Source organism: Agromyces chromiiresistens (assembly GCF_029167465.1).
GTDB lineage: Bacteria > Actinomycetota > Actinomycetes > Actinomycetales > Microbacteriaceae > Agromyces > Agromyces chromiiresistens.
The window spans coordinates 775137-801029 of record NZ_JARFNL010000004.1; the positions used below are offsets into that span (position 1 = coordinate 775137).

Below are 25893 nucleotides of genomic sequence, written 5' to 3' on the forward strand. Positions count from 1 at the left end.
GCGGTTCCTACCGCTCGAACGCGGCCGACCCTCCGAGTCCGCGGTCCGCCCGGGCATCCGCCGCGCGATGGAGGGTCCCACGGGTGGGGAGGAGGCCGAGCAGGAGCATCACCAGGCCGAGCTCGAACGAACCGACCGCGAAATACAGGAGCTGCAACGGGCTGAACGGGATGAACATCATCTGCACGAAGATCCAGATGAGCGTCGCGTAGCCTGCGGCGGCCGACAGCACGAGCGCCGAGCCGCTGCGCCGCAGCACGGCGACGAATGCGGCGACGTGAACGCCGCCCAGGACGACGGCGAGGATCAGACCGGGGACGAGATAGCTGCCGAAGGGCGAGCCGGCGAGGTACTCGGCGGGTGGGCTCAACAACGTCATGAGCTCGGTGGAGAGCGAACCGATCGCGAGGGCGACGCCGCCCGCGACCGCGGTCACGGCGACGAACACCTGCGTCCACACCAGAGCGAGACGGATCCGAGGGTGGTCTTCCATGAGCCCAGCGTGCGGCGGCCCGACCGGCGACCGCGGGGACCTTGGTCCCGCGGGATCAGCCGCGCGACCGGCGGAGACGACGGCGGGGGGACGCCGGCACCACGCGCTCCTGCGAGAGCTCGCGCAGTTCCTCGATCAGCGCGAGCTGGGTGCGGTTGAGGGCCATGAGCTCCTCGATCTCGGTCTTCGCGGCGAGATTGGTCTCGTAGTCGTGCTGGGCGAGCGCGGCCGCCACGGCGTCCTGCCGTTTCGCGGCGATGAGCAGGATCGCGCCCTGCAGGCCGGCGAGCATGCTGAGGAAGAGGTTGAGCAGGATGTAGGGGTACGGATCCCAGGCCGCTGCCGTGATGTTGAGCAGCGCCCACACCCCCATGAACGCCAGGAAGCCGGCGACGAACGGCCAGCTTCCCATGCCGTTGCGGAGGAGGTCGGCCGACCGCTGCCCGCGCGACAGCCCTCGGGCGTTCTCTTCGTGCCAGTTCGTGAGCGGGCGTTCGGCCCGAGCGGGGCCGCCACCCTCGATGTCGTCCATGAGCCGAATCAAAGCACGCCGCACCGCCCGCGGCGAGGAACGGTCCCTGATCCGATGTGACTTTCGACCCGCCGTCGCTCGCGGCGACGCGCGAAGCTGTGGCACATGTTCACCAGGATCATCGTCGGCTGGAACGGGGCGCCCGAGGCCGAAGCGGCATTGGACTGGGCGCTGCGTCGTGGAGATCGGCTTCCGATCGTGCTCCTCCACGTGCTCGAAGACCCCGACTCGCGATTCAACGAGGAGCGCGTCGAAGCGGTCCTCGCCCGCCATGGCTCCCGCGAGCGCTGGAACGTCGAGACGCGGGTCGTCGAAGGGGCGCCCGAGCAGGTGCTCGCCGAACAGGTGCGACCCGGGTCGCTCGTCGTCGTCGGAGCGCCTGCGCACAAGCGCGGATCGCGCTGGAGCCTCGCCGCCCGACTGGCGGGCCGTCATGGGGGAGGGACGGTGGCGGTCGTGCCGCCCGGACCGCCGCCCGAGGACGGGCGACCGGTCGTGATCGGCATCGACGGGTCGGCAGCGGCGCTCGCCGCGGTCGAGGTCGCCGCCGATGAGGCCCGTCTGCGCGGAGCGCCCCTCGAGATCGTCCATGCCTGGCACCCGCCGTCGACGTGGACGCCGGTCTTCGGCGAGGTCACCGACGACCTCGAGGTCTTCGAGTCGATGCATCGGCGTGCGCTCGACGAGGCGGTCGGGCGCGCCCGAGAACTCGGTGCGGAGTGCAGCGGTCGCCTGCACCGCGCCGATGCGGCGCAGCTGCTCGACGAACTCGGGGCTTCTGCATCGGCCGTCGTCGTCGCGAGCCACGGCTATGGACGCATCCGGCGCTTCTTCCTCGGGTCCGTGAGCGTGATGCTGCTGCTGGACCCGCCGTGCCCGGTCCTCGTCGTGACGGAGGTCGTTCCGTCGGCGGAGTCGGAGCCGACTGCCGCAACGGAGCACGACGCATGACGGTGCGCTCACGTGATGCATGCATCACGTGAGCGCGTGGCGCAGACGTCATTCGGGGAGCACGACGAGCACGGGGATCGTGGCTCGGAGCAGGAGCTCGTGACTGACCGACCCCAGGAGGAAGCGGGCCACCGAAGATCCGCTGTGGCTGCCCACGACGAGCAGTGATGCGCGCTCGGCCGCCTCGAGCAGTTCGTCGGTGGGACGTCCGTGCACGAGCCGGCCATGCGGCTGTGCGCCCGAGGCGATGCTCGCATCGATCGCGGCCGCGAGCGTGTCGCGATGCATCTGCTCGTACTCGCCGAACTCGCCGGCGAACTGCTTCAGGTCCGCCTCCCACATCGCCGGTGCAGTCCACGCGTGCAGGAGCGTCAACGGCTCGCCGGTCATCGCCGCGAGGTCGGCGGCGACGCGGACGACCGCGTCGCCGAGCGCGGAGCCGTCGATGCCGACGACCACGCCGAGCTCGCCGCCGCCGGGCCGACCTCCGGGCGGGATGACGGCGACGCCGCCGCCGCCGTGCGAGCCCGCGAGTCGGACGCCGGCCGACCAGCGCCCGGGCCGATCGGAGTCGCGGCCGACCACGACGAGGGTTCCTCGTCGCAGGAACGATCGCAGCACGTCGACGACCGGTCCGGTCTCGGTCGACGTCACGACGTGCAGGCCCGGGTGGGCCTCGCGCACGCGTTCCGCCTCGTCGATCAGCCGGACTCTCGCTCCCGCGCGCTCCGAGGTGGCGCTCAGGTACTCGCTGCCCCGCTCGCGGTCGCGTTCGACGTGGACGAGGACGAGCTGGGCCTCGCCGGCTCGGGCGGCCGCCCAGTCGACCGCCGCCGCCGAGGCGGGGGAGCCGTCGGCACCGACCACGATTCGTTCGAACATGTCGTTCTTCCTTCCGCTCAGCCGGCGTCGGTCCGGCGATCACGATCCGCCTCGGCCGCCGCGCGACCGAGGGTGCCGCCCCACGCTCGGGCGCGGTCGAGTTCGCCCGGCAGCAGCGCGTTGTCGACGGACACGATGAAGCACTCGCCGTCGTGCAGCGGGGGAACGCCCAAGCGCCGCATGCGCCGCTCGATCCCGACCGCACCGTCGCCGGCCAGGATCCGCGGGAGATCGGCGCGCGTGGCGAACGCGGCCCAGTGCCGCGGCGGTGCGTCCAGCGCCTTGATCCATTCGCGGACGCCCGGCCCGGTCGCACCGGGCTCGAGTGCGAGACCGCGTTCGGGATCTGCCGCCCACTCGGCGGCTTCCGCGCGCGATCTCGGCCCGGGGATGGAGTGCGCATGGGTCGGCACCCCGATCACGACCAGATCCGCGTCGTCCGCCTCGCCGGCGCCCGTCGACACGGGCATGGCGTCGGCGTCGCCGAAGGCCCGCAGCCCGTCGGCGATGGCCTCTCCGACGCGACGGGTGACGCCGAACATCGATTCATACAGGACCAGGGATCGCATGGGGTCTCCGTTCATCGTGGTGCGCTGAGAAAGTCGATCGCTCGCGCCGTTCGTCGGTGTGCGGGAACGGGACGACGAGGGCGGGGCCGCGGAGGTTCATGAGCAGGTCGGAGACGGCGCGTCCGAGCGGCCGGTACCCGTGCTGGCCCGGTGCGGTCGGCCGCCCGACCACCGTGAGCACCGCCTGGCCGGACATGACCGCGAGGGCTTCCCCGGCCGATGTGCTCGACCGTCGCCGGGACACTCCCGCCGACGGTGCGAGCGTCTCGGCGAGCCGCGTCGCGTGGTCGAGCGCCTGCTCGCCGAGGGCCACGCGGTCGGTGAAGGAGCGCACGAGCACCAACGGCTCGCCCGACCGATTCGACTCGGCGACCGCCGCTCGAACGACCACGTCTTCGTCGATGCCGCCGCCGACGCCCATGACGATGCCGCTCCGGGACTCGCCGGACGGTGCGGGCACGATGGCGACCGGCACCGGTGAGATCGCGGCGAGCTGCAGTGAGCGGGATCCGAGCGCCATTCCGTGGAAGACACCGACCTTGTGCGTGCCGACGACGACGACGTCGGCGTCGCGAGCGGCATCGGCGAGGGTGAGGATGGGCGGCCCGACGGAGAATCCGGCCCGCACGGGGACCGCGCCGGCGGGGCCGCGTGCGGACGCCAGCTCGCGCTGGACCAGGGCCTCGGCGCCCGCACGCAGCTCATCGCGCGCAGGAGCCCCGACGACGCCCCATTCGTCGTCGACGACGAAGCGCAACTCCACCTCGCGGCCGTCCGCGCGGGCGCGTTCGACGGCCCAGCTCACGGCCGCCCGGCTCGCGATCGAGCCGTCGACTCCGACCAGTACCGGCTTCACCCGCTCCGCCCCTTCCTCGGCCCCGCACATCCGGGACCGGCCCTCTCAGGTTCGCGGACGGGAGTCGTACGCGACCGGGCCATTGGTCCCGTCGCGCGGTGTCCGTCGTCGGGCCCGAGTGGTAACCTGCCGCCATCCGTACGGAGGAGCCATGTCGGACCGGTCGTCGTTGCCCTTCGCCGACCGGCCGCGGTCGGAGTTGGATCGCGCCATGCGCGAGTTGGCCGAGCGGGCCGACGCCATGGTCCACACCCAGGGCCGTCTCCAAGCGCTGCTCCGTGCCACGCAGGCCGTCGTCGAACATGCCGAGCTCCCGGTGGTGCTCGAGCGCATCGCCCAGTCGGCCGTCGAGCTGGTCGACGCGGAGTACGGCGCGCTCGGCGTGATCGCCGCCGACGGCGACGGGCTCGAGGCGTTCATCCATGTCGGGATCTCGGACGACGCGGCGGCGGCCATCGGGCACCTCCCCGAAGGCCGGGGCGTGCTCGGGGCCCTGATCGACGACCCGCGCCCGATCCGCCTGCAGCACATCTCCGATCACCCGCGGTCGGTCGGGTTCCCGGCGGGGCATCCGAGCATGGACGCCTTCCTCGGTGTGCCGATCCGCGTGCGTGCGGAGGTGTACGGCAACCTCTATCTCTCGAACCCGCGGCGCGGACTCTTCACCGAGGAGGACGAGCAGCTCGTGACCGCGCTCGCAGCCACAGCGGGCTTCGTCATCGCGAATGCCCGCCTGCTCGAGGAGACCCGCCAGCGGCAGCGGTGGATGGCCGCGTCGGCGCACATCACCGCTGCACTCCTCGAGTCCGTCGACGGGTCGGCGCCGGCGATGCTCGCCGACGAGCTCATCACGCGCACCACGGCGAACCGCGTCTGCGTCATCCTGCCCGATGGAGACGAGCCGCCGACGGTTCGGGTCGCGGAGGCACGGGGCGACGGCGCAGCGGAGGTCACCGGGCGGGTCGTCCCCGCCGCGACCACCGGCGCCGGCGAGGTGTTCGAACGCGGCGAGCCGGCGGTCCGACCGGGCGGCCGGCACGATCCCGCCCCCGACGCGCTCGCCATCCTCGACGGCTCGAGCGCGGGCGCCGTCATGTTCCTGCCGCTCCGCAGCGATTCCGGCACCTGGGGCGTGCTCGCGGTCGCGAGGCATCCGAGCCGCCCGGCGTTCAGCGCCGCGGAACTCGACATCGCCGCCGACCTCGTCGACCGGGTCGCCCTCGCGCTCGAACTCGCCAGGGCTCGCGAGCGGCAGCAGCGCGCCCTCCTCGTCGAGGACCGTTCGCGGATCGCGCGCGACCTGCACGACCACGTGATCCAGCAGCTGTTCGGCACCGGGCTCGAACTCCAGTCGATCGCCGAGACCATCAACGACGCCCGTCTCTCCGAGCGCATCCGCAAGGCGGTGGCGACGCTCGACGAGGACATCATGCAGATCCGGACGATCGTCTTCGCGATGACCCCGCGGCCCGGGCAGGACGAGTCGCTGCGGCACCGAGTCCTCGACATCGCCTCCGAGTGCTCGCCCGGGCTGTCGCAGCCGATCACCGTGAGTTTCGACGGGCCGGTCGACCTGACGGTCGACGGGGCCCTCGCCGACGACGTCACCGCCACGGTGCGCGAGCTGCTCACGAACGCGGTCAGGCACGCGTCCGCCCATCGCGTGAGCGTCGCCGTCGCGGCCGACGACCTCGGGGTCGGCGTGAAGGTGGAGGACGACGGGGTGGGCCTGCCGGAAGGCGGGCGTCGAAGCGGCATCGAGAACATCGCGGCCCGGGCGAGGGCACGCGGGGGCACATTCGCGATCGATTCGATCGCCGGACGGACGACGGCCGCCTGGCGGGCGCCCTTCGAACGGGAGGCCCCATGACCCGGGTGTTCCTCGTCGACGACCACGAGATCGTCCGCCGAGGGGTGGCGCAGCTGCTCGAGCGCGAGCACGACCTCGAAGTGGTGGGCGAAGCGCCGAGCGCGGACCGGGCGCTCGTGCGGATCGCCGCGCTCCTGCCCGACGTCGCAGTCCTCGACGTGCGCCTCCAGGACGACGACGGGATCGCGCTCTGCCGCGAGATCCGGTCGAGGCATCCCGAGGTCCAGTGCCTCATGCTGACGGCGTACGACGACGACGCCGCGGCGGCGGCGGCCGTGATGGCCGGTGCCTCGGGCTACGTGCTGAAGACGATCGCCGGCTCCGGCCTCGTCGATGCCGTCCGGGCGGTCGCCGCCGGCAGGTCGCTCATCCACCCGACCGTCGCCGCCCGGCTGCGCCCTCCCGTCGAAGCCGACGACCGGAACGACCCCCGATTCGGCTCGCTCAACCTCCGCGAGCGCCAGGTCCTGGGCCTCATCGCCGAGGGCCTCACCAACCGGCAGATCGGCGACCGGCTGTCGCTCGCCGAGAAGACGGTGAAGAACTACGTCTCGGGGCTGCTGCGCAAGCTCGGCTTCGAGCGACGCACCCAGGCCGCCGTCTACCAGCTCGCGCGCGGCGAGACGACGCACCGCGTCGAGTGAACGGCCACGGCGCCCCCGTTACGGTGAACCGGTCGGCGCACGGATCAGAGCCCGACGAGCTCGCCGTGCTCCGGCACACGGGCGGGCCACCCGAGTTCGCGCTCGATGCGCACTCGCAGTGCATCGGCCGCAGCCGGCTCGCCGTGGGTGACGTACACCTGCTCGGGGGCCGCCGGCCCCCGGCGCATCCACGCGATCACACCATCGGCGTCGGCGTGGGCCGACATCGTGTCGATGTTCACGACCTCGGCCCGGATCGGGACGTCCTCGCCGAAGATCCGCAGCGAGCGTTCGCCGGCGACGAGTGCGGCGCCGCGCGTGCCGCCGGCCTGGAAGCCGGTCAGCACGACGGCGTTGCGGGGGTCCGGGCCGTACGCGACGAGGTGGTGCAGGATCCGGCCGCCGGTCAGCATGCCGCTCGCCGAGATGATGACCATCGGGCCGCCGCGCAGGTTGAGCAGCTTCGAGTCGTCGACCTCGTGCACCGGCGTGGCGATCGCGTACATCCTCGCGAGTTCGTCGGGCGGCATCCGGTGCTCCTCTGCATGGCGCTGGTAGACCGCGCTGACGTCGACCGCCATCGGGCTGTTGAGGTAGATCGGCACGTCGGGGAGCTCGCCTCGATCGCGAAGGCGGGAGAGGTGCAGGAGGATGCTCTCCGTCCGTCCGACGGCGAAGGCCGGAATGAGCGTGACCCCGCCCCGGGCGCTCACCCGGCGGATGATCTCGCCGAGCGGCGCCTCGGGATCGATCGGCGCGTGTCGTCGGTTGCCGTACGTCGACTCGGTGACGAGCACCGCGGCGCCGGCGAACCGGCGCGGCGGTCGCATGAGCGGGTCGTCGTCGCGACCGAGGTCGCCGGTGAAATGGGTGATGCGACCTCCCACGGCGATCCGCACGGATGAGGCACCGAGAATGTGCCCGGCGGGTGCGAGCGTCGCCGACAACCGATCGCCGAGGTCGATCTCCTCGTCGAAGCCCACCGGCCGGAGCCGGTCGAGGGCTCGCTCGACATCGGCGACGGTGTACAGGGGCCTCGGGTCGGTATGCCTCGACCAGTGCCCGTGCGCGGCGTGTCGCGCCTCCTCCTCCAGCAGGTGGGCGCTGTCGCGCAGCATGATCTCGCTGAGGTCGGCAGTGCCCGAGGTCGCATAGACCCGGCCGGCGAACCCGTCGCGAACGAGCGCCGGCAAGTACCCGGTGTGGTCGAGGTGCGCATGGCTGAGGACGACGGCGTCGATCGACTCGGGCGGCACCGGGAACGGGGCGCGGTTGCGTTCGCGCAGCACCTTGTAGCCCTGGAAGAGCCCGCAGTCCACGAGGACGCGGGCCGCCCCGGTGTCGATGAGGTAGCGGGAGCCGGTGACGGTGTCGGCAGCACCGAGGAATCGCAGCGTCGCGTTCATGCCGACAGCCTCGTCGTGCCGGGCTTCGCCGCTTGGGCCATAGGTCACATCGTGCGCCGTCGCGTCACGGCACCAGCACGATCGATCCGGATGCCTCGCCGGCACGCAACGCGTCGACGGCGGCGTCGGCTCGCGCGAGGTCGTAGCGGGTGACGCTCGGCACGAGGTCGAGCGCTCCGCTCAGCCGGAGGAACGCGGCGCCGTCTGCGCGGGTGTTGGCGGTGACGGTGCGCAGGTCCCGCTCGCCGAACAGGTGCTCGCCGTAGCTCATGGCCGGAACGTCGGTCATGTGGATGCCCGCGAGCACGACGGTGCCGCCGGGCGCGGTCGCCCGCAGCGCGAGCGGGACGAGCTCGCCCGCGGGTGCGAAGACGATGGCCGAGTCGAGCGGTTGCGGCGGGGTCGCGGTGGCGTCGCCGACGAAGACGGCGCCCAGTCGGGTGGCGAGGGCGCGATTCTCGCGCCCTCGGCTCATGACGTGCAGTTCGGCGCCGCCGGCGAGTGCCAGCTTCGCCGTGAGGTGCGCGCTCGATCCGAACCCGTAGATCCCGAGCCTGCCTCCCGCCGGCAGGTTCGCGCGGGTCAGCGCACGGTAGCCGATGATGCCCGCGCAGAGCAGCGGCGCCGTGGTGACGGGGTCGGCACCCGCGGGGAGGGGGTACGCGAACGACTCGGGAACCGTGGCGGACTCGGCGAACCCGCCGTCGGCGTCCCAGCCGGTGTACTCGGAAGCCGGGCAGAGGTTCTCCCGCCCTTCGCGGCACCATCGGCAGGCGCCGCACGTGCGTCGCAGCCATGCGATGCCGACCCGGTCGCCTGGCCTGAGCCGGCGGACCGAGGCACCCGTGCCGGTCACGACACCCACGACCTGGTGTCCGGGGATCACGCCGGGGCGGTGCACCGGCAGTTCGCGGTCGATGACGTGCAGGTCCGTCCGGCAGACGCCGCATGCCTCGACCCGCACGACCACCTCGTCGTCGAGCGGCTCGGGCGCGGGTGCGTCCACGCGGACCAGCTCACCTGGAGCGCCCGTCCTCCATGCCAGCATGCGTGCTCCGATCTGGGAGATGGGGTGGTGTCCGCCGGTTCAGGCGCCCTCCGGTCGGTCGCCGCCGGAGCGCACCACGAGCACGGGGCAGCGCGCGTGCTCGGCGCAGGTCGCGCTCACCGAGCCGAGGAGGAGACCCACGAAGCCGCCGTGCCCCCTGCTGCCGAGCACGAGCATGCCCGCGCGACGGCTCTCCTCGATGAGCGTGCGAGCGGCCGGTCCCGCGAGCACGGCGCGCCGCAGTCCGGCGGGAGGCTCGCCGTCGAACGCCTCCTCGATCGCGGCGTCCTGGGCGCTCCGGGCATCCTCCTCGGGGGACCAGCCGTCGATGACGTACGCGCCGGCGATCGGCGGGAAGGTCCAAGTGGTCAGAACCTCGAGCGGTGCGCCGAACGCGTCCGCGATGCGCGCCGCATACCGGAGCGCCTCGACCGACGAGGCCGAGCCGTCGACGCCGACGAGGATGCGATCACTGCTTCGTCGTTCCTGCATGCTCCGACTCTCGGGCGATCCGTCGGAGACCACCGGGACCAAGGTCACATGCACCCTGCCGCCGTGACATGCCGCGCGCCGGCGGGCTAGAGTTGAGCCGTGCTCCTCTCGCTGTGTTGTCGCTGACGTCCTCCACCGACCCCGCACGCACGCCCGATCGTTCGCCGCACCCCGGCCGAGCCGTGGCCGACTCGCAAGGACACCGCATGAAGTACGCAGAATCGATCGTCGACCTCGTCGGCGACACCCCGCTCGTCAAGCTCAACCGCGTCACCGCCGGGGTGACCGAGGCGACCGTGCTCGTGAAGCTCGAGTACTTCAACCCGGGCGGATCGTCGAAGGACCGCATCGCCGGACGCATCATCGACGCCGCCGAGCGCGACGGCCTGCTGAAGCCGGGCGGCACGATCGTCGAGCCGACGAGCGGCAACACCGGGGTCGGCCTCGCCCTCGTCGCGCAGCAGCGCGGCTACCGCTGCGTCTTCGTCTGCCCCGACAAGGTGGGCGAAGACAAGCGCAACGTGCTCACCGCCTACGGCGCCGAGGTCGTCGTCACGCCCACCGCGGTCGCGCCCGACAGCCCCGAGTCGTACTACGGCGTCTCCGACCGGCTCGCCCGCGAGATCCCGGGTGCGTTCAAGCCGAACCAGTACGCCAACCCGAACGGGCCGCGGTCGCACTACGAGACGACGGGGCCCGAGATCTGGCGCGACACCGATGGACGGGTCACGCACTTCGTCGCGGGCGTCGGCACGGGCGGCACGATCACCGGCACCGGACGGTACCTGCGCGAGGTCTCGGGCGACCGGGTGCGCATCATCGGCGCCGACCCCGAGGGATCGGTGTACTCGGGCGGCACCGGGCGCCCGTACTTCGTCGAGGGTGTGGGCGAGGACTTCTGGCCCGACGCCTACGACCCGGCGGTGCCGCACGAGATCATCGCCGTGAGCGATGCCGACTCGTTCGCGATGACCCGTCGCCTCGCGCGCGAGGAGGGCATCCTCGTCGGCGGGTCGAGCGGCATGGCCGTCGTCGCAGCCCTGCGCGCGGCCTCCGCGCCGGGGGTCACGGCCGACGACGTGTTCGTCGTGCTGCTGCCCGACGGCGGCCGCGGCTACCTCGGAAAGATCTTCAACGACAAATGGATGCGCGCGTACGGCTTCGGCAACGCGCCCTCCGGTCACACGATCGCCGACCTGCTCGCGGCGAAGGCCGACCGCACGGCGCCGCTCGTGTACGTGCACCCGAACGACACCGTGCGCGAGGCGATCGACCGCATGACCGAGACTGGCGTCTCGCAGCTCGTGGTCGTCGGGCACGAGCCGCCCGTCGTGCTGGGCGAGGTGCTCGGGGCGCTCCACGAAGAGGTGCTGCTCGAGCAGGTCTTCACGGGCGTCGCGAAGCTGACCGACGAGGTCGGCAGCGTGGTCGGCGAGCCGCTGCCGCTCATCGGCGTGCAGGAGCCGGTCGCCGCCGCGCGCACCGCCTTCACCGACGCGCCCGCGATGCTCGTGACCGACGGGGGCAAGGCGCTCGGCGTGATCACGCGCACCGACCTGCTCACCTACCTCTCCCACTGACCTCCCCTCACGTAAGGCACCACCCCATGAACACCGACCACGCCCGCTTCGACACCCGCGCGATCCACGCCGGCCAGGCCTTCGACCCGACGACGGGGGCCGTGATCCCGCCGATCTACCAGACCTCGACCTACGTGCAGGACGGCATCGGCGGGCTCCGCGGCGGCTACGAGTACTCGCGCGGCGGCAACCCGACCCGCGATGCGCTCGAGGCGCAGCTCGCGGCGCTCGAGGGCGGCGCCCACGGCCTCTCGTTCGCCTCGGGCCTCGCCGCGGAGGACGCGCTGCTGCGCACGGTGCTCGCGCCTGGCGACCACGTCATCATCGGCAACGACGTCTACGGCGGCACGCACCGCCTCATCCGCCGCGTCTTCGGCGCATGGGACGTGCGCGACACCACGGTCGACACGAGCGACCTCGACGCCGTTCGCGCAGCGATCGAGCCGGCCACCGGGGTGCTCTGGATCGAGACCCCCTCGAACCCGCTGATGAAGATCTCGGATGTCGCGGCGCTCGCCGAGCTCGGCCACGAGGCAGGACTCGTGGTCGTCGTCGACAACACGTTCGCCTCGCCCGCGCTGCAGCAGCCGCTCGCGCTCGGCGCCGACGTCGTCGTGCACTCGACGACGAAGTACCTCGGCGGGCACTCCGACGTCGTGGGCGGTGCGCTCGTGTTCGCGGCCGGCCGCGACGAGCTGCACGACCGCGTGAAGTTCACCCAGTTCGCGGCGGGTGCCGTGTCGGGGCCGTTCGACGCGTTCCTCACCTCGCGCGGCATCAAGACGCTGGGGGTCAGGATGCAGCGGCACAGCCAGAACGCCCTCGCCATCGCCCGGCGTCTCGAGGAGCATGCGGCGATCGAGCAGGTCTACTACCCGGGGCTCGAGTCGCACCCGGGCCACGAGCTCGCCGCGCGCCAGATGTCGGGGTTCGGCGGCATGCTGTCGATCGCGCTCGCCGGCGGCGGCGAGGCGGCACGCCGCTTCGCGGAGTCGACCACCCTGTTCCAGCTCGCCGAGTCGCTCGGCGGGGTCGAGTCGCTCGTCAACTACCCCTCGGAGATGACGCACGCCTCGGTGCGCGGCACCGAGGCCGAGGTGCCCGAGTCGGTCGTGCGGCTCTCGGTCGGCATCGAGGACGTCGACGACCTGCTCGCCGACATCGATCAGACGCTCGACCGGTTGTGACCCCGACGCCCGTCGGGTGACGCGGATCGCGAGCACGGCCGTCGACGTCCCCGCGGTGGGACAATGGAGGTGACGCACGGCACGTCACCGGCGCCGCAGGAGATGATTCCCATGGTCTGGCTCTGGATCACCCTGATCGTCGTCGCCATCCTCGCGATCGTCCTCTTCTTCATGTCGGTGAAGATCGTGAAGCAGTACGAGCGCGGCGTGGTGCTGCGATTCGGCCGGCTGCACAGCGTGCGCGACCCCGGGCTCCGCTTCATCATCCCGATCGTCGACGTGATGACGAAGGTCTCGCTGCGCATCGTGACCCTGCCGATCCAGTCGCAGGGCATCATCACGAAGGACAACGTCACCGTCGGGGTGTCCGCCGTGGCCTACTACCGGGTGGCCGACGCGGTGAAGTCGGTGATCGCGATCGAGAACGTGAAGGCGGCGATCGAGCAGATCGCGCAGACCACGCTGCGCCGGGTCGTCGGACAGCACCATCTCGACGAGACGCTCGCCGACACGGCCGCGCTCAACGCGAACATCCGCGAGATCCTCGATGTCACGACGCTCGACTGGGGCGTCGAGGTCACGCTCGTCGAGCTGAAGGACATCCTCCTGCCCGACTCGATGAAGCGCGCGATGGCGAAGCAGGCCGAGGCCGAGCGGGAGAAGCGGGCCAAGATCATCGCCGCCGAGGGCGAGTCGCTCGCCGCGACGCAGCTCGGCGTGGCGAGCGACACGATGATGGCGCACCCGCTCGCGCTGCAACTGCGCACGCTGCAGACCCTCGTGGAGGTGGGCGTCGACAAGAACACGCTCGTGCTGTTCCCGGCGCCGCTCATGGGATCGATCGGCGACCTCACGACCTTCATCGAGCGCGAGGCGGCGCTCGCCCGAATGCGGTGACGCGCGATGCGGCAGGATATCGACGAACGGTGTCCTGACTGCCAGCGGCGGGTGTCCGAGGCATCCAGCAGAATGAGCGGGTGACTTCGACCCCGACTCCCGCGCTCGTACCCGAGACCGAACAGCCGCACGGCACGCTCGGCCTCGGCCAGGGCACTGCGCTCTACATCGCGAGCGTGCTCGGCACCGGCATCCTCGTGCTGCCGGGCCTCGCCGCCGAGGCGGCCGGCCCGGCCTCGATCGTCGCGGTCGCCGCGGTGCTCGTGCTCTCGATCCCGCTCGCCGGCACGTTCGCCGCGCTCGCAGCCCGCTACCCCGACGCGGGCGGCGTGGCGAGCTACGTGCGGCGCGCGCTCGGCGACACGGCTGCGCGCATGGCCGGCTACTGGTTCTACTTCGGCGTGTGCATCGGGGCGCCGGTGCTCGCCGTGCTCGGCGGCGAGTACGTCGTCGCCGTGCTCGGCGTCGACCGGTCGGCCGTGCCGATCATCGGCCTCGCGGTGTTCGTGCCGCCGTTCGTCGCCAACTGGTTCGGCGTGCGCGTCGCGGGCTGGGTGCAGTTCGTGCTCACCGGGCTCCTCATCGCGGTCGTGGTCGGCGTCGTCGCGGTCACCTTCCCGGCGGCCGACGCGGCGAACTTCCAGCCGTTCCTGCCGCACGGCTGGGCGGGCGTGGGCGTTGCGATCAGCCTCTTCGTGTGGGCCTTCGCCGGGTGGGAGGTCGGCACCCACATCGCCGGCGAGTTCAAGAACCCCCGGCGCACCATCCCGATCGCCACGGCGATCGCGGTCGTCGTCGTCGGCATCGGGTACCTGGCGCTGCAGTTCGTCACGGTCGCCGTGCTCGGCGACCGCGCGGGCGACGGCCAGGTGCCGCTGCTCGACCTCGTCGAGACGACCGCTCCCGGCATCGGGCCAGTGCTCGTCGCGATCATCGCGGCGATCGTCACCGTCGGCGTCATGAACGCCTACCTGCCCGCCTTCGGCAAGCTCGGCGCCGCGCTCGGCCGCGACGGCGACCTGCCGCGCTTCCTCGCCAAGGGCGCCGCCGACGGCGAGGTGCCGCGTCGCGCCCTCGCGCTCACGGGCGTGCTCATCCTTGCCTACTACGGGCTCATGCTGCTCAACGACCTCGACCTCACGGGGTTCATCCTCATCCACACGAGCAACATGGTCGCGATCTACGCCGCCGGCATGCTCGCGGCGACGTTGCTGCTGCGCACCTGGTCGTTCGGGTGGTGGCTCGCGGTCGTCGCCACGATCATGACGGTCGCCCTGCTCGTGCTCGCGTGGTCGAACCTGCTCGTTCCCGCGCTGCTCGCGCTCGCCGCGGTCGCCGTCACCGTCGTGCGCCGTGTCCGCGACCGGCGCGCAGGCCGGGCGTCCGAGTCGAGCACCGAGACCGCCACCGACCACCCGACGATCCCCGAGGAGCAACCCGCATGACCGAGTACCGCGCCCACTTCGACGCCGAGATCGCCTTCGCCAACGGGGGCGATCTCCGCACGACGGGCTTCCGCCTCGACCTGCCGTCGAACGAGGTGACCGAGGCCGAGATCGCCGAACTGCTCGTGCGGCACCTGGGCCTCGCGCTCGTCGCGAGCGTGAAGCTGTCGAACCTCGCCGTCGTCGAAGAGCCGCACCGCGGGTCGCGCGGCGTCGGCGAGGGCGACGGCGGTCGGTCGGCCGGGGCCGCTCGCGGCCGCCTCGTCGACCTCAGCCACACGATCTCGGCGGGGCTGGTGACCTACCCGGGGCTGCCGGCGCCCGCCATCACGCCGTTCCTCACGCGCGAGGCCTCGCGCGAGCGCTACGCGCCCGGCACCGAGTTCGCGATGGACGTGATCTCGATGATCGGCAACACCGGCACCTATCTCGACAGCCCGTTCCACCGGTACGCCGAGGGCGGCGATCTCGCGAGCCTGTCGCTCGACACCCTGGCCGGCGTCCCCGCCGAGGTCTTCAGGCTGGCGGATGCCTCGGAGCGAGGCATCCCGGCCGAGGTGTTCTTCGACCGCGACCTCGCGGGCTCCGCGGTGCTGCTGCACACCGGATGGAGCCGCCACTTCGGCCGACCCGAGTACGCGAACGGGTCGCCGTTCCTCACCGAGGCGGGCGCGCGGCACCTCGCCGACGCCGGGGTCGCGATCGTCGGCATCGACGCGCTGAACATCGACGACACCGAGTCGGGCGGCGAGCGGCCGGCGCACTCGATCCTGCTCGAAGCGGGGGTGCACGTCGTCGAGCATCTCACCGGCCTCGAGCAGGTGCCGCCGCGCGGGGCGCGGTTCACCGCCGTGCCGCCCCGCGTCGAGGGGTTCGGCACCTTCCCGGTGCGCGCGTTCGCGGAACTGCCCATCGCTTCCGCCGATTGAGCCGCGCGGGTTGTGGCGCACGCGCCCGGTGTGCGTGAGTATTGGGGGATGAGCGCACCGGCCTACTCCCTTCGCGACGGCAACACGATTCCCGCGATCGGTTTGGGCACGTACGGCCTCAACGACCAGCTCGGCATCGACGCGATCGTCTCGGCGATCGCCGACGGCTACCGCCTCATCGACACCGCCTACAACTACGGCAACGAAGACGCGGTGGGCGAGGCGATCCAACGCACCGCGGTCGACCGCAGCGACCTCGTGATCACGACGAAGCTGCCCGGCCGCCACCACGGCTACGACGAGACGATCGCGAGCTTCGAGGAGTCGCGGAAGCGGCTCGGGCTCGAGTGGGTCGACCTCTACCTGATCCACTGGCCGCTGCCGCGCATCGACAAGTACGTCGAGAGCTGGCGGGCGATGATCTCGTTGCGCGAGAAGGGGCTCGTGCGCTCGATCGGGGTCTCGAACTTCACGCCCGAGATGCTCAGCCGGCTCATCGACGAGACGGGGGTCACCCCCGTCGTCAACCAGGTCGAGCTGCACCCGTACTTCCCGCAGGCCGAGCTCCGCGCGTTCCATGACGAGCACGAGATCCGCACCGAGAGCTGGAGCCCGCTCGCCCGCCGCACCGACCTGCTGCGCGAGCCGGTGATCGTCGACATCGCCGCCGCGCACGGCGTCGAGCCGGCGCAGGTCGTGCTGCGCTGGCACGTCGAGCTCGAGACCGTGCCGATCCCGAAGTCGTCCGATCCCGAACGGCGCCGCGCGAACCTCGACATCTTCGGCTTCTCGCTCAGCGCCGACCAGGTCGACGCCATGTCGGCGCTCGAGCGGGGGCGCATCTGGGGCGCCGACCCGGCGACGCACGAGGAGTTCTAGGGCGGGGTCCGCCGGTTGCCGCGGCCTCCGCAGACTCGGGCAGCGAAGCGGGATGCCGCGACCGGCGCCCGGCCGCGGCATCCCGCAGGTGCTCGACGGTGTCCGGCCCGGTGACCCCGACGGGGCCACCGGGCCGAAGCGTCACCAGAGGATCAGCGGCACCGTCACGGTCCCCGAATCGCCGAATCCGCCGTCGCCCGTGAACTCGCCGTGCACGAGATGGAGCCCGGCACCCAGCTTCGGCAGCTTCACGCTCACGCTGCCGTCGGCCGCCGCGGTCACCGGGACCTCGGCGATCACGTCGTCGCCGTCGTACACCGTGAACGTGCCCAGCGGCGAGCTGCCGTCGAGCGCGACGACCTTCGCCACGAACCGGATCGTCGACCCCGACTTCGCGAGCAGCTTGTTCGGTGCACCGACGGCGATGGTCGGGACCTCGACGGTCGCGCGCGTGACCGTCAGCGTCGCCTGGGCGCTCAGGCCCGAGGTGGCGCCCTCGGCGATGAGGGTGTGGTCGCCGAGCTCCGCGGTCGCCGGGATGGTGACCACGGCCTCGAATGCGCCCTCCTCGTCGGCGGTGATCTCAGCGATCCGGATCGGCTCCGAGTGCAGCCTGACCGTCACGAGTTCTCCCGGGCCGAAGCCGCGGCCGGTGATCTGGAGCGTTCCGCCCTGGACGACGTGGTCGTCGCCCAGCACGAGCTCGGCCTCGGCCACCGGGGCGTCGCCGACCTCGATCGAGAACGGCTCCGAGACCGACCCGAGGTAGGCTCCCGGGTTGTCCGGGGTGAAGCGCGCCGTGTAGGTGTGGGTGCCCGAGGTCTCCACACGCACGTCCACGGTCGCCGTGCCCGCCGTGACGGTCGCGGTGCCGACGACGACGTCGCCCTCGAGCAGCTCCACCAACCCCCCGGCCTCGGCCGGCGCGACGGTGGCGGTGAACGGCACGAGGTCGCCCGCCACCGGCTCGGCGGCATCGGAGCCGAGCGTCACGGTGGTGGCCACCGCGGGCGTGAGCACGGTGAGCGTGGCCGACGCCTCGACCGCCGAAACGGCTCCGACGGCCGTCACCGGGTACTCGCCGTCGACGACGTCGCCCGGGACGGTGAGCTCGGCATCGATCGCGCCCTCGCCGCTCGCGGTCGTCTGCACCGGCGCACCGTCGGCGAACCGGAGTTCGACGGACTCGCCGGGGGCGAACCCGTCGCCGGTGATGCGGATCGTGCCGCCCGGAGCCGACTGGGTCGGTTCGACCGCGATCTCTGGCGTGTACACGGGCGCGGGCTCTTCCACGACGATCTCGAGCGTGGTCGTCGCTGATCGGATGCCGTCGTCCACCGTCACGGAGACCGTGTACTCGCCGGCGACGGCGTAGGTGTGCTCGCCGACGACGTCGCCCCCGACCACCGGCACCGACGACACCGAGGTGCCGTCGCCCCAGTTGACGATGGCCGTCTGGTCGGGCGCACCGCCCGTCGTGGTCGCGAGCGTCGCCTCGAACGGCTCGCCCGCGACCTGCGCGTCGACCGCCTGCGGCTGCACCTCGAGCGGCGTCGCTGCGGAGCGGTCGCCGTCGGAGGCGACGGCGAACACGTGCACCCGGCCGTCCCTGAGCGTGCCCTCCTCGGTGGGCATCGTCAGCGACTCGACCAACTTCGGGGCACCATCGGCATCGGTGTCGATCGTGATCGGCGCCGTCGCGTAGATCGCGGTGTTCTTGACCTGCGACTCCGCCGCGGTACCGGAGAGCCGGCCCTCCGAGATCGCGAGCACGGTGTTGCCGAAGGCCGGGTTGCCGGAGGCACCGACCCAGTCGCCGAACGAGATCTGCACGGTCTGCGACGTGCCGTCGGTGAAGTGCAGCACCGCCTCGGGCTGGCGCGCGCTCTCGGTCGCCGTGCCGACGAACGCGAGCTGCGTCGCGCCGGTGCCGAGGTCGATGCGCACGGTCTGCCCCTCGCCCGTGATGTTGTCGGCCTCGCCGGCCGCCACCGCGGGGAGGTCGTAGGTCAGCTCGGTGCCGGGGATCGCGAGGGTCGAGCCCTGCACGAAGCCGTCGGCGGCGAGCTTGTCGCGGAAGTACCCGAAGCCCTGGCCGTCGCAGTTCGCGGCCGTCGTGCCGAGGTCGCCGATGCAGACGGAGCCGAACGAGCCGACCAGGGACTCGTCACGGGCGACCGCGACGTTCGAGGCCGCCGAGGCGACGGCCCCGGTCGAGTCCTGCACGATCACCGCGGCCGTGTACACGCCGGGGGCCGCGAAGGTGTGCGGTGCCGAGACGCGCCAGCCGCCGAGGTCGTCGCGGGTGAGCGTCGACTCGACCGGGCCGGTGCCGTCGCCGTAGTCGACGGTGACCTGGTACCCGGAGGCGGAGGTCTCGGTGCCGACGATCGTCGCGACGGCGCCCGTGAACTCGGTGCCGACCGCGACCGACTGCGCCGCCGCCGGACTGACCGTCAGGCCCTCGGCCGTGCCGGCCGAGGCGAACAGCTCGACCTCCGAGAGGGTCAGCGGGCCGCCGCCGGACTCCACGTCGAGCCGGAGGCTCGTGAACACGCCATCGGCGTCGGTGGAGAACGGGCGCGTCTGGGTCGGCCAGTCGAAGGCCTCGCCGTCGCGGTGGTCGAGCTCGGTCCAGTTCTCCCCGTCGGTCGAGCCCGAGAGGGTCCACGCCGCGGGTGCGGTGTCGAGCGCGGCGCCCGTCAGCGTGTACTGGCCGACCGTGACCGGCCCGGACTGCGACGTCCAGGTCAGTTCGGCGCTGCCCGAGTCGAAGGTCGTCGTCGTGTTCATGCTGTCGTCGACGAGCGCGGCGGTCGAGGTCGCGTCGCCCGCCGAGAGCGTGCCGCGGCCGACCTTGGTGGCGTCGACCAGGGTGCGCGGAACGTCGAGCTCCTCGCCGAGGTCCTTCGCCGCCCAGTCGCTCGGCTCGTCGCTCATCGCGAACTCGAGCTCGCCCCCGTCGCGCAGCAGGTCGCCGTCGAGGGTGGTCTCGTCGATCGGCGCGCCGTTGAGCGAGACCCCGGAGACGTACGTCTTGCCCGCGGAGGCGCCGGGGGCCGAGATCACGAGGTCGCGGTCGCCGATGCGGAGCGTGGCGCGATCGAACAGCGGCGTGCCGATCGTGTAGTCGCCCGATCCCACCTCGAGCGGGTAGAGGCCGAGGGCCGAGAAGACGTACCAGGCCGAGAATTCGCCGTTGTCCTCGTCGCCGGGGTAGCCCTGGCCGATGTCGGAGCCGACGAAGAGCCGCTGCTGGATGTCGCGGATCAGCGCCTGCGCCTCGGCGGGGTCGCCCGCCTCGGCGAGCACGTACGGGATGTGGTGGGCGACCTGGTTCGACATGCCGAGCATGCCGAGCCGCACGTCGCGCGCCTCCCGCGCCTCGTGGATGCCGGAGTAGTCGGCCTTCTCGCGGACCGTGAGGAACTCGTCGAGCTCGTCGATCAGCCCCTGCCGCCCGCCGTACAGCGCGGCGAGCCCCGCGACGTCGTGCGGCGCGTGGAAGCCGAAGGTCTTCGCGCTCGCCTCGGTGAACGCGCCGCCCCAGGCCTTCTGGTCGAAGTCGGCGCCGACCGGCCAGGTGCCGTCGGCGTTGCGGGCGGTGAAGGTTCCGGCCTCCGGGTTGAACATCTCGGCGTAGTGGCCGGCACGTGCCGCGAAGTAGTCGGCCTCCTCGAGGAGCCGCTCGACGCGGTCGGCCGGCGTGTTCGGGTCGTCGGCGAGCGCCGCCGCCATCTCGCCGATGCCGAAGTCGTTGATGAAGCCCTCGAGGCCCCACGACGCACTCTCGTGGGTGCTCTCCTCGGTGTAGCCGAGGAAGATCGACTGCGCGAGGCCCTTGCGGCCGACGGCGTTCGACACGGGGAGCACCGTGGCGTTCTTCACCGCGGCGTCGTAGGCCTCGAGCGCGGTCTCGGTGTCGAGGGCGCCCGCGAGGTAGGCCTCGGCGAAGGCGACGTCCGAGCTCGTGCCGGTCATGAGGTCGGCGTAGCCGGGCGACGACCAGCGGGCGATCCATCCGCCGTCGCGGTACTGCTGAACGAAGCCGTCGACGAGGTCCTCGGTGACGTCGGGGTAGAGCAGCGAGTAGAGCGGCCACGCCGTCCGGTACGTGTCCCAGAACCCGTTGTTGACGAAGATCTTTCCGTCGACGATCTTCGCGTTGGTCGTGGTGTCGGTCGCCGAGCCGGTCGTGGCCGACACGGGGCTCGCGTACCGGTACTCGGGGTCGCCGGCCGTGCCGACGTTCTCGAACTGCGAGTTCGGGTAGAGGTTCAGGCGGTAGAGGCTCGAGTACAGGGTCACGAGCTGCGTCTCGGTCGCCCCCTCGACGTCGTGGATGACGCCGAGGCGGTCGTTCCAGGCCTGCTGCACGGCGGAGTGGGCGTCTTCGAACGAGACACCGTCGAGCTCGAGCCCGTGGTTGCGCTGCGCCTGCTCCTGCGAGATGAACGACGATGCGATGCGCAGCTCGACGGTGCGGTCGCCCGAGGTGTCGAAGGCGGCGAAGCGTGCGCTGCCGTTGCGATTGCCCTGCGTCGTCGGCCCGGCCGTCGTCGGCCGGGCGTCGAAGGTGCCGTACACGAACATGCGGGTGCGGCCCGGCCAGCCGGAGCCGCCGTCGACCCAGCCGGTGACCGTGTCGCCGGTGATCGTGAGCTTGGAGGAGTTCACCAGCTGGTCGACGATCACCGAGTTCCGGTCCCCGGTGAAGCCGAACCGGTAGATGGCGCCGTGATCGGTCGCGGTGACCTCGGTCGTGATCCCGTTGTCGAACTCGACCCCGTAGACGTCGGGCCGCGCGAGCTCGTTCTCGTGGTGGAACGTGAGGCGCCGGTCGTCGAGCGTCGAGGTGGGGTTCGCACCCACCGCGGGCAGGACGGCGAGCTGGTTGCGGTCGCCCATCCAGATGCTCGGCTGGTGCGAGAAGCCGATGCCCTCCAGTGCCGGGAGGTTCTGCGCGGTGTTGGCGCCCTGGTACTGGTAGATCGTGCCGGTGTTGTCGGCGTTCGTCATCGGGGTGATGAAGTTGAAGCCGTTCGGCCAGCCGACCGCCGGGATGTTGTTGCCGCGTGAGAACCCGCCGGTGGAGTTCGTGCCGCGGCGCGTGTCGACGTAGGAGACGAGACCGGCTGCGGTGTCGAGCGGCTCGGCCTCCTCGATGCTGATGTCGTCGAGCCATCCGAGGACGGTCGTGCCGGCGGCAGGCGTCTCGACGCCGGTGACGCCGTCGCCCGGGTGGTCGTAGTCGAGCAGGACGCCGGTGACGGTGCGTCCGGCGAGCGAGCCGAGGTCGACGGTCACCTTGTTCCACTGGTCGGGCCAGAGCACGTTCGCGAGACCCTGCGAGCGCGCGTCGGCGCCGTAGCCGTACGTGTCGGTCAGGTCGGCGGCGGCGAGGGTCGTGCCGTCGTCGAGCACGAGGTCGACGGCGACGAACGTCGATGCGTACGTCTGCCCCGAGTCGAGCACGGGGAAGACGGTGTACGAGAGTCGGCTGTCGGCCTGGATGGCGATGTCGAGGTCGTCGTAGAGCACCGACGTCGACGCCGCGGGCCCGGCGCCGAGGTGGCTGCCGGCGTAGCGGAGGGCGTGCGTGCCCGAGAAGCCGACGTTGGTCTTCGCGGTGTACGAGCTCGTCGGGCCCGAGTCGACCTCGAGTGCGAGGTCGGAGGCGACGGGCTCGGCGTCGGCGTCGGAGATCGGCTCCCAGCCGGCGAGCTGGATGAGGCCGCCCGAGTGGTTCGCGGTGATGTCGAGGCGGTAGTAGCGATACGGGGCGCTCGGGGCGGCGAGCGCGAAACTCCGGGTCTGCCCGCGCGCGGAGAACGACTCGCCGCTGCGCGTGTCGACGACGGTCCAGTCGGACCCGTCGTTCGAGCCGAGGACGCGGAAGTCGCGGGGATCTCGCTCGGGCGCGTCGTTGCCGGAGGTGAGCGTGTAGGCCTCCATCGGCTGCGCCTCGGCCAGTTCGTACTGCGCCCAGCCGGTGGCGCTGAAGACCAGCCACTTCGATCCGGGATTGCCGTCGGCGAGGTTGCCGGCGGTCTCGTTGGGCGGGTTCTCGCCCGAGGCGGTGACCGCCGCCACCTGCGGCAGCAGGCTGCCGGGCACGTTGCGATCGCCGCTGACGTTCACCGACTCGCCGGTTCCGGCGAGGGCCGGAACGGCGTCGCCCGCCTCGAAGGAGGACTGGAACGTCACCTCCCCGGGCGCCGCTGCGGCCGAGATCGGCGTCAACGCCGCCGCGGCCATCGCCAACGTGATCACTGCTGTTGCGGTCGCCCGCGTTCGGCGGGCGTTGCCCGACCGGATGAATTGCTTCACCGTCGCTCCCTCTCGCTGCACTGCGAAGTTATGACACCGCTGTCATACACTGATGGAAGCTACCACGGTTGCCGTCCCGTCCGGAAGACCGTGGTGCACCCGAGTGCCACGAGTGGACGGATCGCTCCGGACCGGGAGAATGGGCCTACCGATCGGTCACGAGGAGCGCCATGGAATCACCAGCGGGGCCGCCCGCGTCGCCCGCGGCTCGCGCGACGCTCGCGCAGGTCGCGGAGCGCGCCGGCGTCAGCCTGAAGACGGCGTCGCGGGCCCTCGGGGGAGAGTCCTACGTCAGCGAGGCGACGCTCGCCCGGGTGCTCGCGGCCGCGCGCGAGCTCGACTACCAGCGCAACACCGCGGCGAGCCTGCTCGCGAGCGGACGCCTGGCCGACTCGATCGGGCTGGTCACCGGCGACTTCAGCAACCCGTTCTACTCGGCACTCGCGCAGGCCGTCGAGGACGAGCTGCGGCCGCACGGGATCCACCTCGCGGTCGCGAACTCGCGCGAGTCGGCCGAGCAGGAACGACGGACGGTGCAGGATCTCGCCGATCGCAAGACGAAGGCGCTGATCGTCGTGTCCGCCATGCCCGACCACTCCGAGTACGCGCGCCTGCAGGCCCGCGGCATCCCGGTCGTGTTCGTCGACCGCCCGGCAGAGCACCTCGACGCCGACTCGGTCGTGTTCGACAACCGGGCGGGCGGCCGGATCGCCGCACAGCATCTCCGTGGGGCGGGCCATCGGCGGATCGCGTTCATCGGCGACTACAGCTGGCTGCCCACCCACGTCGAGCGCCTGGCCGGCATGGGCGACGTCCTCGACGAGGGCGCGGTGTCGCACTGGCGCGCACTGCTGCGCACCGACGCGCACGACGTGGCATCGGCACGCGCCCAGACCGCCGAGCTGCTCGCACTCCGCGAGCCGCCCACGGCGATCGTCGCCGGCAACAACCGCATCCTGCTCGGCGCGGTCGAGGAACTCGCCACCCGCGACCGTGCCGCCCGCCCGACGCTGGTCGGATTCGACGACGTCGAGTGGGCTCGCGTGCTCGGCATCACGGTGGTCGCGGGGGATGTCGACGCCCTCGGCCGGCGAGCCGCCGGGCTCGCGATGACGCGGCTGATCGATCGGTCCCGCGCCCCCGAGCGCGTGTCGCTGCCGATGCGCCTCGTGGTCCGGGCGCCGTCGACCTGGTGACCGCCCGCCGCACGGGCATGGGCGTGCCGTCCCCGGCGCGTCGGCACGCCGCGGCTTGAGTTCAAGTGCCCTTGAGGTCGTAGGCTCGACCGGGTGAGTGATCCGACCGCCGAGACCCCGATGCCGACCCGCGAGAACGGGGAGATCGACGCACCGGCGGCCACGCCGATCGAGGCCCGCAGCCCGCTGTCCCCGCCGTACCGGTGGCTGTCGATCGGCATGTTCGCGCTCATCTTCCTCGCGGCGTTCGAGGCCATGGCGGTCACGACGATCATGCCGCTCGTCGCGAGCGACCTGCACGGCGAGGCGCTCTACGCGCTCGCATTCGCGGTGCCGCTCGCCGCGGGCATCATCGGCATGGTCATCGCCGGCAACTGGACCGACCGCTCGGGCCCGCTGCCGTCGCTCGTGACGGCCGCGGGGCTCTTCGTCGTCGGACTCGTCATCGCGGGCACCGCGACCGACATGAACGTGCTCATCGTGGGCCGGTTCGTGCACGGCCTGTCGGGCGCCGCCGTGATCGTGCCGCTCTACGTCATCGTCGCGCGGGTGTATCCCGAGGCGCTGCGCGCCCGCGTCTTCGCCGGATTCGCGGCGGCGTGGGTCATCCCGTCGATGGTCGGGCCGGCGGTCGCGGGCGTGATCGCCGAGACCTGGAGCTGGCACTGGGTCTTCCTCGGAGTGATCGGCCTGCTCGTCCCGGCGGCGGCCATGATCCTCCCGCCGATCCTCCGGGTGCGCGGCGAGATCGCCGGCGACCCGTCGGTGCCGTGGAGCCTCGGCCGCGTGGGCTGGGCCGTGCTCACCGCGGTCGGCGCCCTCGGGATCTCGCTCGCGAAGGAGTTCGGCGACCCGTGGCGCTGGATCGTCGCCGCCGTCGCGATCGTGCTCGTCGTCGTGGCGGTGCGGCCGCTGCTGCCGGCCGGCGCGGTCCGCGCCGCTCGCGGGCTTCCCGCGACCGTGCTGTCGCGCTTCGTCGTCGCCGGTGCGTTCTTCGGCAGCGAGATCTACCTGCCCTACCTGCTGATGGAGGACTACGAGTTCAGTGCGAGCGCGGCCGGAGCCGTGCTCACCGGTGCCGGCATCAGCTGGGCCGCCGCCTCGTGGCTGCAGGGCCGCCTCGGCGACCGCGTCTCGAACGCCCGGGCCGTCCTGATCGGCTCGGGCCTGCTCGTGGTGGCGCTCGCCGTCGTGCTCGCCGTGGCCGCGTTCCACCTGCCGCCCGCGGTCGCCTTCGTCGCGTGGACGCTCGCGGGCGGCGCGATGGGCTTCATGTACCCGCGTCACTCGGTCTCGGTGCTCGGCATGTCGAAGGTGTCGGAGCAGGGCTTCAACAGCGCGGCCCTCTCGATCGCCGAATCGCTCGGCGCGTCGGTCGCGCTCGCGGTCACCGCGCTCGTCTCGAGCGCGGTCGTCGTCGGCGGCTTCTCGGCCGACTTCGCCGTCACGCTCGTCATCGCCGTCGTCGCGCTGCTGCTCGCGCCGAGGGTCCGACCCGAGGCATCCGGGGCCTCGTAAGCGTCCTCCTGCCCCGGGTGCCACGGGGCCATGAGAGCGCGACCCCGGCGACGAGGATGCCGCGGCGCGACGACCACCGGAAGTCGATACGATTCGACCCCGCCATGTGACTGTCACATGATTCGCCTGTCCGCGACGCGGCCGGGTGTGCATAATGGAACCAGCTTCGATGTGACCGTGCACATCGGT

Annotated in this window: 20 protein-coding genes; 11 read left to right on the forward strand and 9 right to left on the reverse strand. The window is 72.0% G+C overall.

The features are described from left to right. Positions 1-7: 7 nt before the first annotated feature. The gene (locus tag PX701_RS10950; RefSeq protein ID WP_275506284.1) at positions 8-493 is read right to left on the reverse strand and encodes a hypothetical protein; all 486 of its coding nucleotides are present in this window, start codon (positions 491-493) and stop codon (positions 8-10) included. Positions 494-548: 55 nt separating this feature from the next. Further along, a complete protein-coding gene (locus PX701_RS10955) occupies positions 549-1025 on the reverse strand; it encodes a DUF1003 domain-containing protein (RefSeq protein WP_231432056.1) in 477 nt (158 codons plus the stop codon). Between the two features lie 105 nt (positions 1026-1130). On the opposite strand from PX701_RS10955, the gene PX701_RS10960 reads away from it, so the two are divergent. Continuing rightward, positions 1131-1976 (forward strand): universal stress protein, encoded by an 846-nt coding sequence (locus PX701_RS10960; protein ID WP_231432055.1) that lies wholly within the window; start codon positions 1131-1133, stop codon positions 1974-1976. A 48-nt stretch (positions 1977-2024) separates the two neighbouring features. On the opposite strand, the gene PX701_RS10965 is transcribed toward PX701_RS10960, so the two are convergent. From PX701_RS10965 to PX701_RS10975, 3 genes are read right to left on the reverse strand one after another with little or no spacing between them, the layout of a single operon-like run. Then, positions 2025-2858: a universal stress protein gene (locus PX701_RS10965; protein ID WP_231432054.1), complete on the reverse strand. Its 834-nt coding sequence runs from the start codon at positions 2856-2858 to the stop codon at positions 2025-2027. Positions 2859-2875: 17 nt separating this feature from the next. Then, the gene (locus PX701_RS10970; protein ID WP_275506285.1) at positions 2876-3427 is read right to left on the reverse strand and encodes a flavodoxin family protein; all 552 of its coding nucleotides are present in this window, start codon (positions 3425-3427) and stop codon (positions 2876-2878) included. Next, complete coding sequence (locus tag PX701_RS10975) at positions 3405-4283, reverse strand: universal stress protein (protein ID WP_275506286.1); 879 nt, start codon at positions 4281-4283, stop codon at positions 3405-3407. The genes PX701_RS10970 and PX701_RS10975 overlap by 23 nt, the downstream gene beginning before the upstream one ends. 211 nt (positions 4284-4494) lie before the next feature. Here PX701_RS10975 and PX701_RS10980 point away from each other — a divergent pair, with 211 nt between their 5' ends. Then, entirely contained in the window at positions 4495-6153 is a 1659-nt protein-coding gene (locus PX701_RS10980; protein WP_275506287.1) for a sensor histidine kinase, read from the forward strand. Beyond that, entirely contained in the window at positions 6150-6797 is a 648-nt protein-coding gene (locus PX701_RS10985) for a response regulator (RefSeq protein WP_231432050.1), read from the forward strand. Before PX701_RS10980 ends, PX701_RS10985 begins: the two co-directional genes overlap by 4 nt. Positions 6798-6841: 44 nt before the next feature. Here PX701_RS10985 and PX701_RS10990 read toward each other — a convergent pair whose 3' ends face one another. The 3 genes from PX701_RS10990 to PX701_RS11000 form a co-directional block, all read right to left on the reverse strand. Next, positions 6842-8203: an MBL fold metallo-hydrolase RNA specificity domain-containing protein gene (locus PX701_RS10990; protein WP_275506288.1), complete on the reverse strand. Its 1362-nt coding sequence runs from the start codon at positions 8201-8203 to the stop codon at positions 6842-6844. A gap of 64 nt (positions 8204-8267) precedes the next feature. Then, positions 8268-9251 (reverse strand): zinc-binding alcohol dehydrogenase family protein, encoded by a 984-nt coding sequence (locus tag PX701_RS10995; RefSeq protein ID WP_255680016.1) that lies wholly within the window; start codon positions 9249-9251, stop codon positions 8268-8270. A 39-nt stretch (positions 9252-9290) separates the two neighbouring features. Then, positions 9291-9743: a universal stress protein gene (locus PX701_RS11000; RefSeq protein WP_275506289.1), complete on the reverse strand. Its 453-nt coding sequence runs from the start codon at positions 9741-9743 to the stop codon at positions 9291-9293. 206 nt (positions 9744-9949) lie between these two features. Between PX701_RS11000 and PX701_RS11005 the strand changes: the two genes are divergently transcribed. From PX701_RS11005 to PX701_RS11030, 6 genes are all read left to right on the forward strand, one after another. Continuing rightward, a complete protein-coding gene (locus PX701_RS11005) occupies positions 9950-11323 on the forward strand; it encodes a cystathionine beta-synthase (protein ID WP_231432046.1) in 1374 nt (457 codons plus the stop codon). Positions 11324-11349: 26 nt separating this feature from the next. Next, the gene (locus PX701_RS11010) at positions 11350-12510 is read left to right on the forward strand and encodes a cystathionine gamma-synthase (protein ID WP_231432045.1); all 1161 of its coding nucleotides are present in this window, start codon (positions 11350-11352) and stop codon (positions 12508-12510) included. A 111-nt stretch (positions 12511-12621) separates the two neighbouring features. Continuing rightward, complete coding sequence (locus tag PX701_RS11015; protein ID WP_275506290.1) at positions 12622-13407, forward strand: slipin family protein; 786 nt, start codon at positions 12622-12624, stop codon at positions 13405-13407. Positions 13408-13487: 80 nt separating this feature from the next. Next, complete coding sequence (locus PX701_RS11020) at positions 13488-14852, forward strand: APC family permease (RefSeq protein ID WP_275506291.1); 1365 nt, start codon at positions 13488-13490, stop codon at positions 14850-14852. After that, positions 14849-15781 carry a cyclase family protein gene (locus PX701_RS11025; protein ID WP_275506292.1) on the forward strand — a complete coding sequence of 311 codons (933 nt, stop codon included), beginning with the start codon at positions 14849-14851 and terminating at the stop codon, positions 15779-15781. The genes PX701_RS11020 and PX701_RS11025 overlap by 4 nt, the downstream gene beginning before the upstream one ends. A 48-nt stretch (positions 15782-15829) precedes the next feature. Then, complete coding sequence (locus tag PX701_RS11030; protein ID WP_275506293.1) at positions 15830-16660, forward strand: aldo/keto reductase; 831 nt, start codon at positions 15830-15832, stop codon at positions 16658-16660. A gap of 141 nt (positions 16661-16801) precedes the next feature. Here PX701_RS11030 and PX701_RS11035 read toward each other — a convergent pair whose 3' ends face one another. Continuing rightward, on the reverse strand, positions 16802-22990 hold the full coding sequence (locus PX701_RS11035) for a GH92 family glycosyl hydrolase (protein ID WP_275506294.1): 6189 nt from the start codon (positions 22988-22990) through the stop codon (positions 16802-16804). Between the two features lie 170 nt (positions 22991-23160). Between PX701_RS11035 and PX701_RS11040 the strand changes: the two genes are divergently transcribed. Both PX701_RS11040 and PX701_RS11045 read left to right on the forward strand, forming a co-directional pair. Continuing rightward, the gene (locus PX701_RS11040; RefSeq protein WP_275506295.1) at positions 23161-24186 is read left to right on the forward strand and encodes a LacI family DNA-binding transcriptional regulator; all 1026 of its coding nucleotides are present in this window, start codon (positions 23161-23163) and stop codon (positions 24184-24186) included. Positions 24187-24279: 93 nt separating this feature from the next. Next, positions 24280-25704 carry an MFS transporter gene (locus tag PX701_RS11045; protein WP_275506296.1) on the forward strand — a complete coding sequence of 475 codons (1425 nt, stop codon included), beginning with the start codon at positions 24280-24282 and terminating at the stop codon, positions 25702-25704. Positions 25705-25893 lie beyond the last annotated feature (189 nt).

Excerpts from the sequence above, each read along its gene's own strand:
- PX701_RS10950 (WP_275506284.1), bottom strand. The coding sequence starts at position 493 with ATGGAAGACCACCCTCGGATCCGTCTCGCTCTGGTGTGGACGCAGGTG.
- PX701_RS10955 (WP_231432056.1), bottom strand. The coding sequence starts at position 1,025 with ATGGACGACATCGAGGGTGGCGGCCCCGCTCGGGCCGAACGCCCGCTC.
- PX701_RS10960 (WP_231432055.1), top strand. The coding sequence starts at position 1,131 with ATGTTCACCAGGATCATCGTCGGCTGGAACGGGGCGCCCGAGGCCGAA.
- PX701_RS10965 (WP_231432054.1), bottom strand. The coding sequence starts at position 2,858 with ATGTTCGAACGAATCGTGGTCGGTGCCGACGGCTCCCCCGCCTCGGCG.
- PX701_RS10970 (WP_275506285.1), bottom strand. The coding sequence starts at position 3,427 with ATGCGATCCCTGGTCCTGTATGAATCGATGTTCGGCGTCACCCGTCGC.
- PX701_RS10980 (WP_275506287.1), top strand. The coding sequence starts at position 4,495 with ATGCGCGAGTTGGCCGAGCGGGCCGACGCCATGGTCCACACCCAGGGC.
- PX701_RS10985 (WP_231432050.1), top strand. The coding sequence starts at position 6,150 with ATGACCCGGGTGTTCCTCGTCGACGACCACGAGATCGTCCGCCGAGGG.
- PX701_RS10990 (WP_275506288.1), bottom strand. The coding sequence starts at position 8,203 with ATGAACGCGACGCTGCGATTCCTCGGTGCTGCCGACACCGTCACCGGC.
- PX701_RS10995 (WP_255680016.1), bottom strand. The coding sequence starts at position 9,251 with ATGCTGGCATGGAGGACGGGCGCTCCAGGTGAGCTGGTCCGCGTGGAC.
- PX701_RS11000 (WP_275506289.1), bottom strand. The coding sequence starts at position 9,743 with ATGCAGGAACGACGAAGCAGTGATCGCATCCTCGTCGGCGTCGACGGC.
- PX701_RS11005 (WP_231432046.1), top strand. The coding sequence starts at position 9,950 with ATGAAGTACGCAGAATCGATCGTCGACCTCGTCGGCGACACCCCGCTC.
- PX701_RS11010 (WP_231432045.1), top strand. The coding sequence starts at position 11,350 with ATGAACACCGACCACGCCCGCTTCGACACCCGCGCGATCCACGCCGGC.
- PX701_RS11015 (WP_275506290.1), top strand. The coding sequence starts at position 12,622 with ATGGTCTGGCTCTGGATCACCCTGATCGTCGTCGCCATCCTCGCGATC.
- PX701_RS11025 (WP_275506292.1), top strand. The coding sequence starts at position 14,849 with ATGACCGAGTACCGCGCCCACTTCGACGCCGAGATCGCCTTCGCCAAC.
- PX701_RS11030 (WP_275506293.1), top strand. The coding sequence starts at position 15,830 with ATGAGCGCACCGGCCTACTCCCTTCGCGACGGCAACACGATTCCCGCG.
- PX701_RS11040 (WP_275506295.1), top strand. The coding sequence starts at position 23,161 with ATGGAATCACCAGCGGGGCCGCCCGCGTCGCCCGCGGCTCGCGCGACG.